This is a genomic window from Pseudomonas sp. PGPPP1 (assembly GCF_002255865.1).
Classification (GTDB): Bacteria; Pseudomonadota; Gammaproteobacteria; order Pseudomonadales; family Pseudomonadaceae; genus Aquipseudomonas; species Aquipseudomonas cremoris.
On record NZ_NKIG01000017.1, the window covers coordinates 55,177 to 71,657 of the forward strand.

The window sequence follows — 16,481 nt, forward strand, 5'->3', positions numbered from 1 at the left end:
CTGTCAGAGAATGACCGCGTTATTGCGCTCCGCCTGCTTCAAAAAAGCCGCCAGCTCCCGAGCCTGCAAGGGTTTGCTGTAGTGGTAACCCTGACCTTCGTGGCAGCCTTCGGAGACGATGTACGCCTCCTGCTCGGCGGTTTCCACGCCTTCGGCGATCACCTGCATGCCCAGGCTTTTGCCCAACTGGATGATGGCCCGCACGATGGTGGCATCGTCGTCATCGTCCAACAGGTCCTGGACGAAACTCTTGTCGATCTTGATCTTGTCCAGGGGCAGGCTTTTCAGGTAGCTCAACGACGAATAGCCAGTACCGAAGTCGTCAATCGCGATCAGCGCCCCGGACCGACGCAGGCTCAGCAGGTGTTGCGCGGCGGTGCTGATGTCTTCCATCAGGCCGGTTTCGGTGACTTCCAGTTCCAGGCTGCGCGGCGGCAGGCGGTAGATCTGCATCAGGTTATTGACCACCCGAGGCAACTCGGTGTGGTGCAACTGCACGGTGGACAGGTTGACGGCCATGCGCAGCTCGCTGAAGCCTTGGTCGTGCCATTCGCGCAATTGGCGGCAGGCCTGGTCCAGCACCCATTCGCCAATCGCAATGATGGTGCCGTTCTGCTCCGCCAGCGGGATAAACAGGTCCGGCGGTACCAGGCCATGTTCCGGGTGCTGCCAGCGGATCAGGGCTTCGACGCCCACGACATGGTGGTCGCGGTAGCTGATCTGCGGCTGGTACACCAGGTGGAACTGGTTGCGGCTGAGGGCGTCGCGCAGGTCTTTTTCCAATTCACGGCGGCGGCGCATCTCGCTGTCGACGCTGGCGATATAGAACTGGTAACGGTTGCGCGAACGGGTCTTGGCCAGGGTCATGGTCTGTTCGGCTTTTTGCAGCAACTTCTCGGTGCTGTCGCCATCTTCCGGGAACAGGGTGATGCCGATGGTGGCGCGCAGGCGGATGCCTTCATGGTCGAGGGGAAACTCCGCTTCCAGGTCATCGAGAATGCTTTGCGCCAGTTCGGCGGCTTCGTAGGGCTGGTCGATATCAGCCTGCACCAGGGCGAATTGGTCGCCGCCCAAACGGGCCAATGCGCCGAGGCGGCCGCTATGGGCGCGCAAGCGATCGGCCAGGGCCAGCAGCAATTTGTCGCCGGCCTGGTAGGTAAACTGTTCGTTGACGCTCTTGAAGTCATCCAGCCCCACACACAACACCGCCACGCGGCGTTGCCGGCGACCGGCGTCGGTCAGGATCTTGTCCAGTTGCTCCTGCAATTTCTGACGGTTCGGCAGGCCGGTGAGAAAGTCGTATTGAGCCATGCGCAACAGGCTGCTTTCCGCTTCGTGGCGCAGGTGGGTGTTGCGCTCAATAGATTCGAGCAACTGGTTGGCGGTATTGATCCAAATCCCCAGTTCGTTACGCTCGTGGCCCTTGAGCTGGGGGATCTTGTGTTCACTGGGCCGGTCCGGGTTGATCGACGTCAGGTGCTCGATGATCCGCGACAGTGGCTTGGTCAGCAGCCAGTGATAGACCAGGTACAGCACCAGGCCCATGGCCAGGGCGCGCAGCACCCCGGAAATGAAGATGATCACCGAATTGACGATAAAACCCTGGCCGTAGGTGGCCGTGTCCAGGGTGATGCTCAGGTCGCCGTAATACTCACTGTAGGGGCCCTTGCCCACCAGTGGCGTGGTAAAGGTGCGTTCCTGGCCCAAAATAAGGTCTGTCAGCCAGCGGCTGGGGGCCTGTTGCAGCGCGCGGCTTTTTTCCGCCAGCATGGTTTCGTTGGGATGGCCGATGGAGGCCATGCGCACGGCATCGTCCTGGAACAGGCCCTCAATGACCTGCATCCCCATCTCGCGGTCCAGGCTGTAGACGGCCTGGGTCGAGGGGTCGCGAAACATGTCGAGGATGCGCTGGGCATCACCGGCCACGGCCTGGCGCGTCTTATAGGCATCGAAAACGATCTGCGCCACGCTCAGCGCTACGCCCACCACCAATGCCGACAGCAGCACAACCCGTAGCAACTTCACCGACAAGCTGTTTTTGAGTTCCAGCTTCAAAGGGTCATTCCTTGTTCCATGCGGGTAGCCTCAATATGCCATGAGTATTGGCAATCCCGTGATGCCAGTCAAAGGGACATTCTTGCGATCACTTTCTGGAAGTTGGCAGGGCGATCAGCTTTGACGAATCGCGCCCATGAAAAAGCCCGGCATAGGCCGGGCTCTTTCTACTGCAAGCGGTGCTTAGGCAGTGAAGGTTTTGCCTTCGAACTGCTCAGCCACGAACTTCCAGTTGACCAGGTTCCAGAACGCTTCCACATACTTTGGACGCACGTTGCGGTAGTCGATGTAGTAAGCATGTTCCCAGACGTCGCAGGTCAGCAGCGGGGTGTCGCCGCTGGTCAGCGGGTTGCCGGCGCCGATGGTGCTGGCCAGGGCCAGGGAACCGTCAGCCTTTTTCACCAGCCAGCCCCAACCGGAACCGAAGGTGCCGACGGAAGTCTTGGTGAATTCTTCTTTGAACTTGTCGAACGAACCGAACGCAGCGTTGATGGCTTCAGCCAGCGCGCCGGTAGGTTGACCGCCGGCGTTTGGCGCCAGGCAGTTCCAGTAGAAAGTGTGGTTCCAGACCTGAGCGGCGTTGTTGAAGATGCCGCCCGAGGAAGACTTGACGATTTCTTCCAGGGTCTTGCCTTCGAACTCGGTGCCAGGCACCAGGTTGTTCAGGTTCACGACGTAGGTGTTGTGGTGCTTGTCGTGGTGGAATTCCAAGGTTTCCTTGGAAATGTGCGGCTGCAGGGCATCGTGTGCGTAGGGCAGCGGCGGCAATTCGAAAGCCATGATGATTCTCCTAATCAGGTCAGTTGCGGTGAGCGCAAGGCCGATCACGGGCGGCCAAACAAGCGTCGGGGAGTTTGTACTCTTTGCGGCGCAGGGGCTGGATCATAGCACCGGGGGTGCGGCAAAACCACGCAACAACTGTGTGGGATAGAGGTTCCAGAGCGTTTTGGAATATTCCCTACGCGGCGATCAATTGGTAGGCCACGCTGAACATCATCACGGCCACCAGCAAGTCCAGCAGGCGCCATGTTGCCGGGCGTGCCAGCCACGGTGCCAGCCACGCGGCGCCCAGTGCCAGGGTGGAAAACCACAGGAATGATGCACTGGCAGCGCCTGCGACATAAGCGCCGGGTTCGGTTTGCTGCGCGCCCAACGAGCCGATCAGCAGCACCGTGTCCAGATACACATGGGGGTTGAGCAGCGTCACCGCCAGCGCACTGAGCATCACCGCGCGCAACGACCGTACCTTGAAGTTGCCGCCTTGCTCCAGACTCTGCTTGGAAAAAGCCCGGCGCAATGCCAGCGTGCCGTACCACAACAGGAACGCCGCACCGCCCCAGCGCGCAACCGCCAGCAACAGCGGGTTTTGCGCCAGTACCGTGGCCAGGCCGAACACCCCGGCGGCGACCAGCAACGCATCGCACACCACGCACAGCGCCGCGACGGGCAAATGATGTTCACGGCGTAGGCTTTGTGCCAAGACAAACGCGTTCTGGGTGCCGATGGCCATGATCAGGCCGAGGGCCACCAACAGGCCATTCAAATAGCTTTGCCACATAGGATCTACTCCGCGTCCGCCGCCAATTGCCGTAGTACCTGCAGGGCGCGTTCAGCATCGGCGCGGCCGACGAACAGGTGATCGTGGTAATAGCCGGCAATCACATTGCAACTAATGCCGGCCTTGCCCAGCGCACTGGCGAAGGCGGCGGTCAGGCCAACGGCTTCCAGGGCTGAGTGCACATTCAAGGTGATCCACGCTGCCACATAGTCGAAGGCCAGCCCGGCCTGTTCCGCTTGTTGGCGCTCGACAATCAGCGTCAGGCCTTCCTGTTCGCGAAAGCTGCCGATCACTTCGCAACCTGTCGGGATACGGTTGTCGGGCAGCGTGCAGAACACGTAGTCGCCGTCATTCAGATGCGGGCTCATGCTGCGCAGCAGGGTCGCCAGGGCGGTTTCGCCAGCCATGTGAAGTTCCTTTGATAGAGATAAGCAATGCTGGCCATTCTCAAGCGCTAAGCTGTATAAGAAAAACCAATATTGCTGATCGCTCATTAGAGAAACTGATGTTCGACTATAAATTGCTTTCCGCCCTCGCGGCGGTGGTGGAACAGGCTGGCTTTGAACGGGGTGCCCAGGTGCTGGGGTTGTCGCAGTCGGCGATTTCCCAGCGCATCAAGTTGCTCGAAGCGCGTATCGGCCAGCCGGTCCTGATTCGGGCCACGCCGCCAACACCGACTGATATTGGCCGGCGCTTGCTCAACCATGTGCAGCAGGTGCGTCTGCTGGAGCGCGACCTGCAAAGCCAGGTGCCGGCCCTGGACGAGGAGGGCATGCCCGAGCGGCTGCGCATCGCCCTGAACGCCGATAGCCTGGCCACCTGGTGGGCTGAGGCCGTCAGCGGTTTTTGCGCAGAACAACACTTGTTGCTGGACTTGGTTGTCGAGGACCAGACCGTCGGCCTCAAACGCATGCGCGCCGGTGAAGTGGCTGCCTGCATCTGCGCCAGCGAACGCCCCGTAGCGGGTGCGCGCAGCTTGCTGTTGGGCGCCATGCGCTACCGGGCGTTAGCCAGCCCGGCCTTTATCGCCCGGCACTTTCCCGAAGGTGTGCGTGCAGATCAGCTCGCGCGCACGCCAGCATTGGTGTTCGGACCGGACGATTTCCTGCAACACCGTTACTTGGCGTCCCTCGGCGTGGATGGTGGTTTCGAACATCATCTGTGCCCATCGTCTGAAGGGTTTATCCGCTTGACTGAGGCTGGCCTCGGTTGGGGGCTGGTGCCGGAATTGCAGGTGCGTGACCAGTTGGCGAAAGGCGTGCTGGTGGAGTTATTGCCAGATAAGCCCATCGATGTGCCGCTGTACTGGCATCATTGGCGCAGTGGCGGGCAACTGTTGGGCTTGTTGACCGACCATCTGGCCCAGGCATGTGGGCAATGGTTGGTGCCGTTGGAGTGATGGCGGGCGTCAAGGCAACAGCGATGAAAAACGAAAGAACACGGGGTAATACATGAAAATTCTGGTCACCGGCGCAAGCGGCTTCATTGGCGGGCGCTTTGCGCGTTTTGCCCTGGAGCAAGGCCTGGACGTGCGGGTCAACGGGCGGCGCGCCGAAGGTGTGGAACACCTGGTCAGGCGCGGCGCCGAGTTTATCCAGGGTGACCTGAATGATGCCGACCTGGTGCGCAACTTGTGCCGCGATGTCGAAGCCGTAGTGCACTGTGCCGGCGCCGTCGGGCTATGGGGCAAGTATCAGGATTTCCATCAGGGCAATGTGCTGGTGACTGAAAACGTCGTTGAAGCCTGCCTAAAGCAGCAGGTGGGGCGCCTGGTGCACTTGTCCTCGCCGTCGATCTATTTCGACGGGCGCGACCATCTTGGCCTGACCGAAGAGCAAGTGCCCAAGCGCTTCAAGCACCCCTATGCCGCCACCAAATACCTGGCCGAGCAAAAGGTGTTCGGCGCCCAGGAATTCGGTCTCGAAGTTCTGGCTCTGCGCCCGCGCTTTGTCACCGGTGCCGGTGACATGAGCATCTTCCCGCGCCTTCTGAAAATGCAGCGCAAGAACCGGTTGGCAATCGTTGGCGACGGCCTGAACAAGGTCGACTTCACCAGCGTGCACAACCTAAACGAAGCGCTGCTCAGCAGCTTGCTTGCTCCAGGCTCGGCGCTGGGCAGGGCCTACAACATCAGCAACGGCGCGCCGGTCCCGGTGTGGGATGTGGTGAACTACGTAATGCGCCAAATGGAAATGCCCCAGGTGACGCGTTACCGGTCCTACGGTTTGTCCTACAGCGTCGCGGCGCTCAATGAAGCCTTTTGTGCGATGTGGCCGGGGCGTCCGGAGCCGGCGTTATCGCGTCTGGGCATGCAGGTCATGAACAAAGATTTCACCCTCGATATCAGTCGTGCCAGGCATTATCTGGATTACGAGCCCAAGGTCAGCCTGTGGACCGCCCTCGACGAGTTCTGCAGTTGGTGGAAAGCCCAGGATCCGGGGTTCAAGTAAGCTCACAACCGGCAACACTTCGGGAACCGAATTCGTGGTTCCGGGTCGATCAGTGCGGCGGGAACGCGGTTTATACTCCCGTCGCTCGGCTTTCCAGCCACCTCACCGATTCAGGGTTGATTCATGCGCAACGATGCTAAAGACGACTTCGACAATGTGCCCAGCCTGCGGGCCGACGTTGGGGATGACGATGATTTCGAGCCCTCGCCCGCCACGTCGGTGCGGTCGCGCAATACACCCGTGGTCAAGGTCAAGAGCGCCAGCACCGGCCCGCTGTGGGCCTTGATCGGTGCACTGCTGATCGCCTTTGCGGGCCTTGCCTGGTGGAGCTTCCAGCAGATCTCCCTGATGGGCCAGCAATTGGTCGCCACCCAGGAAAGCTTTGCACGCATCAGCGAAGAAGCCGCGGGGCGCCTGCAGGACATTTCCGGCAAGGTCGTGGCCAGCGAGGCCAGCGTAAACAATGGCAGCGAAGCGCTGAAGCTGCAGATCAAGCAACTGGAGACCCAGTTGCTGGAGCAGGGCAAGCAACAAGTCGGCGTGGCCGGCCAGGCCACCGAACTGGATAAGCGCCTGGCGCAAATGACCGCCAGCACCACCGACCTGTCCAACGCCAACAGCAAGCTGCAAGGCCAGGTACAGGCCCTGACCGACGCTGTTGCCACCCTCAAGGCGGCGCAAGGGGATACTCAGGTCAAAGACCTGGCTGCTGACGTCGCTGCGTTGAAGAAACAGGGCAATCCGAGCGCCGCTATCGCCCGACTGGAGCAGGACCTGGTGGTGCTTAAAAGCGAGCAGGACAACAAGCCAGCCAACAGCGATGCGCCGACCAATAAAGAGTTCGACGTGTTCCGCATCCAGACCACACGCAATATCACCACCTTGCAGAGCCAGGTGCAGAACCTGCAGCAGCAACTCAATTCTCCGGCGCGGGCGACACCGCTCGGCCAGTGACACCCTACTGTGGTGAGCGGGCTTGTCCCGCGCTGGGTGGCGAAGCCGCCCCAAAACCAGCCACTTTGGTCTTGCTGACACACCGAGCTGCCTGGGTTTAGGGCGGCTTCGCCACCCAGCGCGGGGCAAGCCCGCTCACTACAGAACGCGTTCGGCAAGCATCTCCCCATATTTTTAATTGTCACCAGTCAGTGACATTTCCCTTGCCCTTCGTTACTTGCCCCCACCCCACCCTTGTTTAGACTCCGGTCATCCCGCCAACAATAATAAGGGCCACCCATGACCACCCAACCACTGCCTGCCAGCAGTTGGCTGAACGCACCTGCCCATCACGCCTGGCTCGACGCCGAAGGCCAGCGCCTGCTGGCATTCGCCAAGGCGTCCCGGCTGCCCGACGGCTTCGGCAACCTGGACGATAAAGGCCAACTGCCGGTCAATGCCCACGCCGAAACCATGAACACCGCCCGCATGACCCACAGCTTCGCCATGGCCCACGCCATGGGGCTGCCCGGTTATGCCGAGTTGGTGGCGCACGGTGTCGCGGCGCTCAGCGGCCCATTAAAGGATGCTGAACACGGTGGCTGGTTCGCCACGCCCCATGCCCTCGATGGCAATCGTGGCAAGGCCGCTTACCTGCATGCGTTCGTGGCCTTGGCGGCCAGCTCTGCGGTGGTGTCGGGCGCCCCCGGTGCGCAAACGCTGTTGAACGACGCGATTCATATCATCGACCAGTTCTTCTGGAGTGAGGAGGAGGGCGTGATGCTCGAGTCCTTCGCCCAGGATTGGAGCGGGGTCGAGGCCTATCGCGGCGCCAACAGCAACATGCACGCCACCGAAGCATTCCTGGCGCTGGCCGATGTGACCGGTGATAACCGCTGGCTGGACCGCGCCTTGCGCATCGTCGAGCGCGTCATCCACACCCACGCCGCCACCAACCAGTTCATGGTGATCGAGCATTTCGATGCCCATTGGCAACCGTTGCTTGGTTACAACGAAGACAACCCCGCCGATGGTTTTCGACCCTACGGCATCACCCCTGGCCATGGTTTTGAATGGGCGCGGCTGGTGCTGCACCTGGAAGCCGCACGCCTGCGCGCCGGGCTGGCTACACCGGACTGGCTGCTGAGCGACGCTGAGGGCTTGTTCGCCAGTGCCTGCGAATACGCCTGGGCGGTGGATGGCGCCCCCGGCATCGTCTACACCCTGGACTGGAACCAACGCCCCGTGGTGCGCGAGCGCTTGCACTGGACCCACGCCGAAGCCAGCGCAGCCGCCCAGGCCTTGCTCAAGCGCACCGGCCAGTTGCATTACGAAACCTGGTACCGGTGCTTCTGGGAGTTTTGCGAAACCCACTTTATCGACCGTGTCCACGGCAGTTGGCACCACGAACTCAGCCCACACAACCAACCCAGCAGCAACATCTGGGGCGGCAAGCCGGACCTGTACCATGCCTGGCAAGCGGTTCTGCTGCCTGCGCTACCGTTAGCGCCAAGCATGGCCAGTGCATTGGGGGCCGGATCTTATGTCACCAGCTGGTGACATTTGTACGTCCCTTTGTTACCTGCGCCCTAAACATCCCTGTTTAAACTCCGTGCAGCGCAAGCTCTAGACTTGCATGCATAACAACAAAAAAAGGTACTCAGATGAACGCGATTAATCGCCTCGCCGTCGCTATTTCCATTGCCTCGTTGTTTCCCCTCAGTGCATTTGCCGCCGACTCGAAAGGGACGGTTGAAGTTGTGCATTGGTGGACCTCTGGCGGTGAGAAAGCGGCTGTAGATGTCCTGAAGGCCCAAGTTGAAAAAGACGGCTTCACCTGGAAAGACGGTGCCGTTGCAGGCGGCGGCGGTGCCACTGCCATGACTGTGCTGAAAAGCCGTGCAGTCGCTGGCAACCCGCCTGGTGTAGCCCAGATCAAAGGTCCGGACATTCAGGAATGGGCGTCCACTGGCCTGCTCGACACCGACGTGCTCAAAGACGTCGCCAAAGAAGAAAAATGGGACTCCCTGCTCGACAAGAAAGTCTCCGATACCGTGAAGTTCGACGGTGACTACGTCGCCGTACCGGTCAACATCCACCGCGTGAACTGGCTGTGGATCAACCCGGAAGTCTTCAAGAAAGCCGGTATCACCAAGAACCCAACCACCCTTCAAGAATTCTACGCAGCCGGCGACAAGCTCAAAGCTGCGGGCTTCATTCCGCTCGCCCACGGTGGCCAGCCTTGGCAGGACAGCACCGTGTTCGAAGCGGTGGTTCTGTCGGTAATGGGCGCGGATGGCTACAAGAAAGCCCTGGTCGACCTGGACAACGCCGCGCTGACTGGCCCGGAAATGGTCAAGGCGCTGACTGAGCTGAAGAAAGTCGCGACCTACATGGACGTCGACGGCAAAGGCCAGGACTGGAACCTCGAAGCGGGCAAGGTCATCAACGGCAAGGCCGGCATGCAGATCATGGGTGACTGGGCCAAGTCCGAATGGACGGCTGCCAAGAAAGTCGCCGGCAAGGACTACGAGTGCGTAGCCTTCCCGGGCACCGACAAAGCCTTCACCTACAACATCGACTCCCTGGCGGTGTTCAAGCAGAAAGACAAAGGCACTGCGGCTGGCCAGCAGGATATTGCCAAAGTCGTGCTGGGTGAAAACTTCCAGAAAGTCTTCAGCATCAACAAAGGCTCGATCCCGGTTCGTAACGACATGCTGCATGAAATGGACAAGCTCGGCTTCGACGAGTGCGCCCAGACTGCGGCCAAGGACTTCCTGGCCGATGCCAAGACCGGCGGCCTGCAACCAAGCATGGCGCACAACATGGCCACGACCCTGGCCGTGCAAGGTGCGTTCTTTGATGTCGTGACCAACTACATCAACGACCCGAAAGCCGACCCGGCCGACACCGCCAAGAAGTTGGGCGCTGCGATCAAGTCTGCCAAGTAACGGTTGACCTTGTGAGGGGGACCCCTAACCCCTCACAAGGCCTGTTCCTGTAGTCCTTTTTCCCTGTATTGGATTTCCCCATGAGTTCTGTTGCTGTGTTCAGCAAAGCCTCGCCGTTCGATGCACTGCAGCGCTGGCTACCCAAACTGGTGCTGGCGCCGAGCATGTTCATCGTGTTGGTGGGCTTCTACGGCTACATCCTGTGGACGTTTGTGCTGTCGTTCACCACGTCTACATTCCTGCCCAGCTACAAGTGGGCGGGCCTTGCGCAATACGCGCGGTTGTTCGACAACGACCGCTGGTGGGTTGCCAGCAAGAACCTGGCGGTGTTTGGCGGAATGTTTATCGGCATCACCCTGGTCATCGGCGTGACGCTGGCGATTTTTCTCGACCAGAAAATCCGTCGCGAAGGCTTTATCCGCACCATTTACCTGTACCCGATGGCGCTCTCGATGATCGTTACCGGTACGGCCTGGAAATGGCTGCTCAACCCGGGCATGGGCCTGGACAAACTCCTGCGGGACTGGGGCTGGGAAGGCTTCCGTCTCGACTGGCTGATCGACCCCGACCGCGTGGTCTACTGCCTGGTGATCGCTGCCGTGTGGCAGGCCTCGGGCTTCATCATGGCGATGTTCCTCGCCGGCCTGCGTGGTGTCGACCAGTCGATCATCCGTGCAGCCCAGATCGACGGCGCGAGCCTGCCGCGCATCTATTGGAGCGTGGTGCTGCCAAGCCTGCGTCCGGTGTTCTTCAGTGCGGTGATGATCCTGGCGCACATTGCGATCAAGAGCTTCGACCTGGTAGCGGCAATGACCGCCGGCGGCCCGGGCTACTCGTCCGACCTGCCCGCGATGTTCATGTACTCGTTCACCTTCAGCCGTGGCCAGATGGGCATGGGCTCGGCCAGTGCAATCCTGATGCTCGGTGCGATCCTCGCGATCATCGTGCCTTACCTCTACTCCGAGCTGAGGACCAAGCGTAATGACTAGTCTCGCCTCCAAACCTTCCATCAGCCTGAGCCGCATCGCGATCTACGCGGTGCTGATCTTCGCTGTGCTGCTGTACCTGGTGCCGCTGGTGGTGATGTTGCTCACCAGCTTCAAGACCCCGGAAGACATCAGCACCGGCAACCTGCTGAGCTGGCCGACCGTGGTCACCGGCATCGGCTGGGTCAAGGCCTGGGCCACCGTGGATGGCTACTTCTGGAATTCGATCAAGATCACCGTTCCTGCCGTGCTGATCTCCACCGCCATCGGCGCATTGAACGGTTATGTGCTGTCGTTCTGGCGCTTCCGCGGTTCGCAACTGTTCTTCGGCCTGCTGTTGTTTGGCTGCTTCCTGCCGTTCCAGACCGTGCTGCTGCCGGCGTCGTTCACCCTCGGCAAGATGGGCCTGGCCAGCACCACCACCGGCCTGGTGTTTGTGCACGTGGTCTACGGGTTGGCCTTTACTACACTGTTTTTCCGTAACTACTACGTGAGCATTCCGGATGCGCTGATCAAGGCGGCACGCCTGGACGGTGCAGGTTTCTTCACCATCTTCCGTCAGATCATTCTGCCGATGTCCACACCGATCATCATGGTCTGCCTGATCTGGCAGTTCACCCAGATCTGGAACGACTTCCTGTTCGGCGTGGTGTTCTCCAGTGGCGACTCGCAGCCCATCACGGTGGCGCTGAACAACCTGGTCAACACCAGCACCGGGGCCAAGGAATATAACGTGGATATGGCAGCGGCGATGATCGCCGGGCTGCCGACCCTGCTGGTCTATGTGATCGCAGGCAAGTATTTCGTGCGCGGCCTCACGGCCGGCGCGGTCAAGGGGTAATCATGGCTACGCTTGAACTTCGCAATGTAAACAAGACCTATGGCGCCGGCCTGCCCGACACCTTGAAGAACATCGAACTGTCGATCAAAGAGGGCGAGTTCCTGATCCTGGTCGGCCCTTCGGGTTGCGGCAAATCCACGCTGATGAACTGCATCGCCGGCCTTGAGACCATCACCGGCGGCGCGATCATGATCGGCGACCAGGACGTGAGCGGCATGAGCCCCAAGGATCGCGACATCGCCATGGTGTTCCAGTCCTACGCGTTGTACCCGACCATGAGCGTGCGCGAGAACATCGAGTTCGGCCTCAAGATCCGCAAGATGCCCCAGGCTGATATCGACGCCGAAGTGGCGCGCGTGGCCAAGCTGCTGCAGATCGAGCACTTGCTTAATCGCAAGCCGGGCCAGCTCTCCGGTGGTCAGCAACAACGTGTGGCCATGGGCCGTGCGCTGGCGCGTCGGCCGAAGATCTACCTGTTCGACGAACCGCTGTCCAACCTCGACGCCAAGTTGCGTGTCGAGATGCGTACCGAAATGAAGCTGATGCACCAGCGCCTCAAGACCACTACGGTCTACGTGACCCACGACCAGATCGAAGCAATGACCCTGGGCGACAAGGTTGCGGTGATGAAGGACGGCATCATCCAGCAGTTCGGCACGCCCAAAGACATCTACAACAACCCGGCCAACCAGTTCGTGGCGAGCTTTATCGGTTCGCCGCCGATGAACTTCGTGCCCCTGCGCCTGCAGCGCAAGGACGGACGTCTGGTGGCACTGCTCGACAGCGGGCAAGCGCGTTGCGAGCTGGCGCTGAACGTGACGGATGCCGGCCTGGAAGACCGCGACGTGATCCTGGGTCTGCGCCCGGAGCAGATCATGTTGGCGGCGGGCGAGGGCGACAGTGCGTCGAGCATTCGTGCCGAGGTGCAAGTCACCGAGCCGACCGGCCCGGACACCCTGGTGTTTGTGCAACTCAATGACACCAAGGTCTGCTGCCGCTTGGCACCCGACGTGGCACCGCAGGTGGGCGAGACGCTGACCCTGCAATTCGATCCCTCCAAGGTTTTGCTGTTCGACGCCAATACCGGCGAGCGTCTGGGCACTGCTTCTTCATTGCCTGCACAGGGGCATGCCGACAATGTGGCCCAATTCAAAGGCCGCTGAAGTAGATAAGCTGTTGTTTTAGATAAAAAAAGTAAACCGCGTTAGATAAAAACAGTTTAATAACAATAAAGACGAGGATGTAGGGATGAAAAAGCAACACAACAACACCCGGCTGATCTGCCAACTGTCAGCAGCAGCAGCCCTTGTACTGTCCGCCAATGCGATGGCGGACGATGCATTCAGCGCCGATTCCAAGTGGATGACCGGCGATTGGGGCGGCGAGCGTACCAAGCTGATCGAGCAAGGTATCGACATCAAGGCGGACTACGTCGGCGAAGTCGGTGGCAACCTGCACGGTGGCTACAACAACGACAAAACTGCCCGTTACGCTGACCAGTTCGGTCTGGGCGTAGCACTGGACCTGCAAAAGCTGTGGGGCTGGGATAACACCCAGGCCAAGATCCAACTGACCAACCGTAATGGCGCGAACATCTCCAATGACCGCATTGGCGACCCGCGTGCCGGCACCTTGAGCTCGTCTCAAGAAGTCGATGGCCGTGGCCACATGGTGCGTCTGACCCAGTTCTGGATCCAGCACCAGATGTTCGACAACAAGCTGGATGTGAAACTCGGTTACTTCGGTGAAGGCGAAGACTTCAACACCTTCCCGTGCGACTTCCAGAACCTGTCGTTCTGCGGTTCCCAAGTGGGTAACTACGTGAACACCTGGTACAACTGGCCTGTCAGCCAGGCGGCCATCCGCGTGAAGTACAACATCACGCCTGAGCTGTATGCGCAAATCGGTGCCTACAACCAGAACCCATCGCAGCTGGAGCACGGCAACGGCTTCAAGCTCAGCGGCAGCGGCACCAAGGGCACCGTGATTCCGGTGGAATTGGTCTGGTCGCCGAAGGTCAATGGCCTGCCGGGTGAATACCGTGTGGGTTACTACAAGAGCACCGCCGATGCTGCCGACGTACGTGAAGACGTCAACGGCGGTGACGCTGGCACCACCGGCGCGGCCTACCGTGTTCGCAGCAGCAAGACCGGCTACTGGGGTGTGCTGCAACAACAACTCACCACTCACAATGGCGACGCTTCCCGCGGCCTGAACATCGCAGCCAACGTGACCTTCCACGACAAGGACACCAACCTCGTCGACAACTACCAGTCGGTCATGCTGGTGTACAAAGGCCCGTTCGACGCGCGTACCAAGGATGACGTGGGTATCGGCATCGCCCGTATTCACGCCAACAGTGACGTGAAGAAAAACGCCGAGTTGATCAATGCCGCTGGTGGTTTCACCGATTACGACCAATCGGGTTTCGCACCCCTGCGCAACACCGAGTACAACGTCGAAATCAACTACGGTTTCCACGTCACCAACTGGCTGACCGTGCGTCCCAACCTGCAATACGTCGCCAACCCAGGCGGCGTGAAAGAAGTCGACAACGCGTTGGTAGCGGGCCTGAAAATTCAGTCTACGTTCTAACGCTGTTGCGATAAGCTCCTTCTCTCTGTGCGCATTTTGCGGGTAGCCATGGCTATCCGCTTTTTTTTGGGGAAGGGGAGCACATCTCCCTGTGGGAGCTGGCTTGCCTGCGATCCAGGAGCTCCCACAAAGACATTCAGGACTGTGGCAAATGCACGAGCAACCGCTGCAACGCTTTTTCAAATCCCTGCGCGAACGACCGGTGTTTGCGTGGGAGCGTTTTCAGATGCGTGATGTGTTGGTGATCGACCATCCACTGTGCCAGGCGGTGTTCAGTCGCCAGGGCGCGCAACTGCTGCACTTTCAGCCCACGGGGCAAAAACCCTGGTTGTGGTGCGCGGCCAAGTGGCCACAGGTCGGTGCCATTCGTGGTGGCGTGCCGGTGTGCTGGCCGTGGTATGGCCGTCATCCCAGCGAAAACGCCTGGCCGTCCCACGGTTGGGCGCGCCTGATCGACTGGAAATTGCTCGACAGCAGCACCGACGACGACGGCGTGCGCCTGCACTGGCAATTGCAGCTGTGCGACTGGCAGGTCGACCTGCACGCGCACCTGGGCGAAACCCTGGAACTGCGCCTGAGCACCGAGCATCAGGATGAACTGCCGTGTCAGCTGAGCCATGCGTTGCATGCTTATTGGCGTATTGGTCATGTTGATGAGATAGCGCTGTCTGGGCTCGACGGGGCGCAAGGTTATGACCAGCTCAGTCGCCAAACCTGTCAGCAGGAAGGTGAGCTACGGGTGGACGGTGGCTGCCAGCGGGTGTTCCAGCATGACGGCGAACTGCAGCTTAAAGACCACGCCTGGCAACGCGAACTGTGCATCGACACCGGCGACAGCGCCGACACCGTGGTGTGGCATCCGGGCAGCCGGCCGCTGTTGGGGGTGAGCTTCAACGAGGCATCGGGGTTTGTATGTGTGGAATCGGCGATGGCCGGGGCGAGCCTGGCGCCGGGGGAGAGGGCGCATTTGAGTTTGCAGGCTCGGGCAGGGGTTTAGCGGTGATGCTGATGGCGCTATCGCAGGCAAGCCAGCTCCCACATTTGGAATGCATTCCCCTGTGGGAGCTGGCCTGCCTGCGATAGGGTCGGTACTGCGGGTGGAGATGCCTGCTAGTTAAACTCATCCCCCACCGGATACCGGCTGTCATTCAAGCTCTCTTTGATCTTGCGCAAATGCGGCTGGAAATCCACCCCGCGACGCAAGGTCATGCCGGTTGCCAGTACATCCAGCACCGTCAACTGGATGATCCGCGAGGTCATCGGCATATAGATGTCGGTGTCTTCCGGCAATGGAATGTTCAGGCTTACCGTACTGGCCTTGGCCAATGGCGAGTTCTCAGCCGTCACGCCCAGCACCGAGGCACCGTTGCTGCGGGCGATACGCGCCACTTCCACCAGCTCACGGGTACGCCCAGTGTAGGAAATGATCACGAACAACTCACCCGTGTGGGCCACCGAGGCGATCATGCGCTGCATCAGCACGTCGGCATGGGCGGTAACGGCCAGGTTGAAACGGAAGAACTTGTGCAGTGCGTCCATGGCCACCGGTGCCGAAGCACCCAGGCCGAAGAAGTGGATCTGCCGCGCCTGGATCAACAGGTCCACGGCCTTGCTGATCAGGGCCGGATCCAGGGCCTGGCAGGCGCTGTCCAGGGACGCGATGGCGCTGCCAAAGATCTTCTGGGTGTAGGCCTCGGGGTTATCATCGGCTTCCACGGCGCGGCTGACGTACGCCGCGCCACTGGCCAGGCTTTGCGCTAGCTGCAATTTCAGTTCAGGGTAACCGCTGACGCCGAACGAACGGCAGAAACGGTTGACCGTCGGTTCACTGACCGAGGCGGCTTGGGCGAGGGCGGCGATAGAGAAGCGGGTCGCCTGCTGTGGGTTGAGCAGGATGACCTCGGCGACTTTTTTCTCGGCCTTGTTCAATTCTTCGAGGCGGTTCTGGATCTGTTCCAGAAGATTTCGCACGCGGTCCATTCAGTCTTTCCTTCGGGCGACGATGCAAATAGGGGGTGGCAACCAATCGACCAGTGGTCTTTTGCGGTGGCCTATCCTACTGAGGGTAGCTGAACACCACCACTCGGAATGCGTATTTCGGGAAAATGTTGT

15 protein-coding genes are annotated in these 16,481 nt (G+C 60.2%); 10 read left to right on the plus strand and 5 right to left on the minus strand.

Features of this window, described 5'->3' with window-relative positions:
* Positions 1–3: 3 nt before the first annotated feature.
* The 4 genes from CFE47_RS18930 to CFE47_RS18945 form a co-directional block, all read right to left on the minus strand.
* Positions 4–2,055, minus strand: coding sequence for a putative bifunctional diguanylate cyclase/phosphodiesterase (locus CFE47_RS18930; RefSeq protein ID WP_286839359.1), 2,052 nt, complete (start codon positions 2,053–2,055; stop codon positions 4–6).
* Positions 2,056–2,238: 183 nt separating this feature from the next.
* Entirely contained in the window at positions 2,239–2,835 is a 597-nt protein-coding gene (locus CFE47_RS18935; protein WP_017125974.1) for a superoxide dismutase, read from the minus strand.
* Positions 2,836–3,013: 178 nt separating this feature from the next.
* Complete coding sequence (locus CFE47_RS18940; RefSeq protein ID WP_185707982.1) at positions 3,014–3,613, minus strand: LysE/ArgO family amino acid transporter; 600 nt, start codon at positions 3,611–3,613, stop codon at positions 3,014–3,016.
* Positions 3,614–3,618: 5 nt separating this feature from the next.
* Positions 3,619–4,020, minus strand: a complete 402-nt coding sequence (locus tag CFE47_RS18945; RefSeq protein WP_286839363.1) for an ACT domain-containing protein — start codon at positions 4,018–4,020, stop codon at positions 3,619–3,621.
* Between the two features lie 98 nt (positions 4,021–4,118).
* On the opposite strand from CFE47_RS18945, the gene CFE47_RS18950 reads away from it, so the two are divergent.
* The 10 genes from CFE47_RS18950 (at position 4,119) to CFE47_RS18995 (ending at position 15,366) form a co-directional block, all read left to right on the plus strand.
* Positions 4,119–5,012 (plus strand): LysR family transcriptional regulator ArgP, encoded by an 894-nt coding sequence (locus CFE47_RS18950; RefSeq protein ID WP_185707979.1) that lies wholly within the window; start codon positions 4,119–4,121, stop codon positions 5,010–5,012.
* 52 nt (positions 5,013–5,064) lie between these two features.
* On the plus strand, positions 5,065–6,063 hold the full coding sequence (locus CFE47_RS18955) for an NAD-dependent epimerase/dehydratase family protein (protein ID WP_185707977.1): 999 nt from the start codon (positions 5,065–5,067) through the stop codon (positions 6,061–6,063).
* 123 nt (positions 6,064–6,186) lie between these two features.
* On the plus strand, positions 6,187–7,017 hold the full coding sequence (locus CFE47_RS18960) for an ATPase (protein WP_185707975.1): 831 nt from the start codon (positions 6,187–6,189) through the stop codon (positions 7,015–7,017).
* Positions 7,018–7,296: 279 nt separating this feature from the next.
* A complete protein-coding gene (locus tag CFE47_RS18965) occupies positions 7,297–8,556 on the plus strand; it encodes a D-mannose isomerase (protein ID WP_286839366.1) in 1,260 nt (419 codons plus the stop codon).
* Positions 8,557–8,660: 104 nt separating this feature from the next.
* Positions 8,661–9,947 (plus strand): ABC transporter substrate-binding protein, encoded by a 1,287-nt coding sequence (locus CFE47_RS18970; RefSeq protein WP_185707971.1) that lies wholly within the window; start codon positions 8,661–8,663, stop codon positions 9,945–9,947.
* 80 nt (positions 9,948–10,027) lie between these two features.
* Positions 10,028–10,936, plus strand: a complete 909-nt coding sequence (locus CFE47_RS18975) for a carbohydrate ABC transporter permease (RefSeq protein WP_053257700.1) — start codon at positions 10,028–10,030, stop codon at positions 10,934–10,936.
* Positions 10,929–11,774, plus strand: a complete 846-nt coding sequence (locus CFE47_RS18980; RefSeq protein WP_185707969.1) for a carbohydrate ABC transporter permease — start codon at positions 10,929–10,931, stop codon at positions 11,772–11,774. The genes CFE47_RS18975 and CFE47_RS18980 overlap by 8 nt, the downstream gene beginning before the upstream one ends.
* A 2-nt stretch (positions 11,775–11,776) precedes the next feature.
* Positions 11,777–12,937, plus strand: a complete 1,161-nt coding sequence (locus tag CFE47_RS18985) for an ABC transporter ATP-binding protein (protein ID WP_185707967.1) — start codon at positions 11,777–11,779, stop codon at positions 12,935–12,937.
* A gap of 85 nt (positions 12,938–13,022) precedes the next feature.
* The gene (locus CFE47_RS18990) at positions 13,023–14,369 is read left to right on the plus strand and encodes a carbohydrate porin (protein WP_185707965.1); all 1,347 of its coding nucleotides are present in this window, start codon (positions 13,023–13,025) and stop codon (positions 14,367–14,369) included.
* A gap of 151 nt (positions 14,370–14,520) precedes the next feature.
* A complete protein-coding gene (locus CFE47_RS18995) occupies positions 14,521–15,366 on the plus strand; it encodes a D-hexose-6-phosphate mutarotase (protein ID WP_286839371.1) in 846 nt (281 codons plus the stop codon).
* Between the two features lie 113 nt (positions 15,367–15,479).
* On the opposite strand, the gene CFE47_RS19000 is transcribed toward CFE47_RS18995, so the two are convergent.
* On the minus strand, positions 15,480–16,340 hold the full coding sequence (locus CFE47_RS19000; RefSeq protein ID WP_185708207.1) for a MurR/RpiR family transcriptional regulator: 861 nt from the start codon (positions 16,338–16,340) through the stop codon (positions 15,480–15,482).
* Positions 16,341–16,481: the final 141 nt, after the last annotated feature.

Bases quoted from the DNA above. Each gene is read 5' to 3' on its own strand.
- CFE47_RS18935 (WP_017125974.1), bottom strand. From the start codon at position 2,835: ATGGCTTTCGAATTGCCGCCGCTGCCCTACGCACACGATGCCCTGCAG.
- CFE47_RS18940 (WP_185707982.1), bottom strand. From the start codon at position 3,613: ATGTGGCAAAGCTATTTGAATGGCCTGTTGGTGGCCCTCGGCCTGATC.
- CFE47_RS18945 (WP_286839363.1), bottom strand. From the start codon at position 4,020: ATGGCTGGCGAAACCGCCCTGGCGACCCTGCTGCGCAGCATGAGCCCG.
- CFE47_RS18990 (WP_185707965.1), top strand. From the start codon at position 13,023: ATGAAAAAGCAACACAACAACACCCGGCTGATCTGCCAACTGTCAGCA.
- CFE47_RS18970 (WP_185707971.1), top strand. From the start codon at position 8,661: ATGAACGCGATTAATCGCCTCGCCGTCGCTATTTCCATTGCCTCGTTG.
- CFE47_RS18965 (WP_286839366.1), top strand. From the start codon at position 7,297: ATGACCACCCAACCACTGCCTGCCAGCAGTTGGCTGAACGCACCTGCC.
- CFE47_RS18975 (WP_053257700.1), top strand. From the start codon at position 10,028: ATGAGTTCTGTTGCTGTGTTCAGCAAAGCCTCGCCGTTCGATGCACTG.
- CFE47_RS18985 (WP_185707967.1), top strand. From the start codon at position 11,777: ATGGCTACGCTTGAACTTCGCAATGTAAACAAGACCTATGGCGCCGGC.
- CFE47_RS18960 (WP_185707975.1), top strand. From the start codon at position 6,187: ATGCGCAACGATGCTAAAGACGACTTCGACAATGTGCCCAGCCTGCGG.
- CFE47_RS18955 (WP_185707977.1), top strand. From the start codon at position 5,065: ATGAAAATTCTGGTCACCGGCGCAAGCGGCTTCATTGGCGGGCGCTTT.
- CFE47_RS18950 (WP_185707979.1), top strand. From the start codon at position 4,119: ATGTTCGACTATAAATTGCTTTCCGCCCTCGCGGCGGTGGTGGAACAG.
- CFE47_RS18995 (WP_286839371.1), top strand. From the start codon at position 14,521: ATGCACGAGCAACCGCTGCAACGCTTTTTCAAATCCCTGCGCGAACGA.
- CFE47_RS18980 (WP_185707969.1), top strand. From the start codon at position 10,929: ATGACTAGTCTCGCCTCCAAACCTTCCATCAGCCTGAGCCGCATCGCG.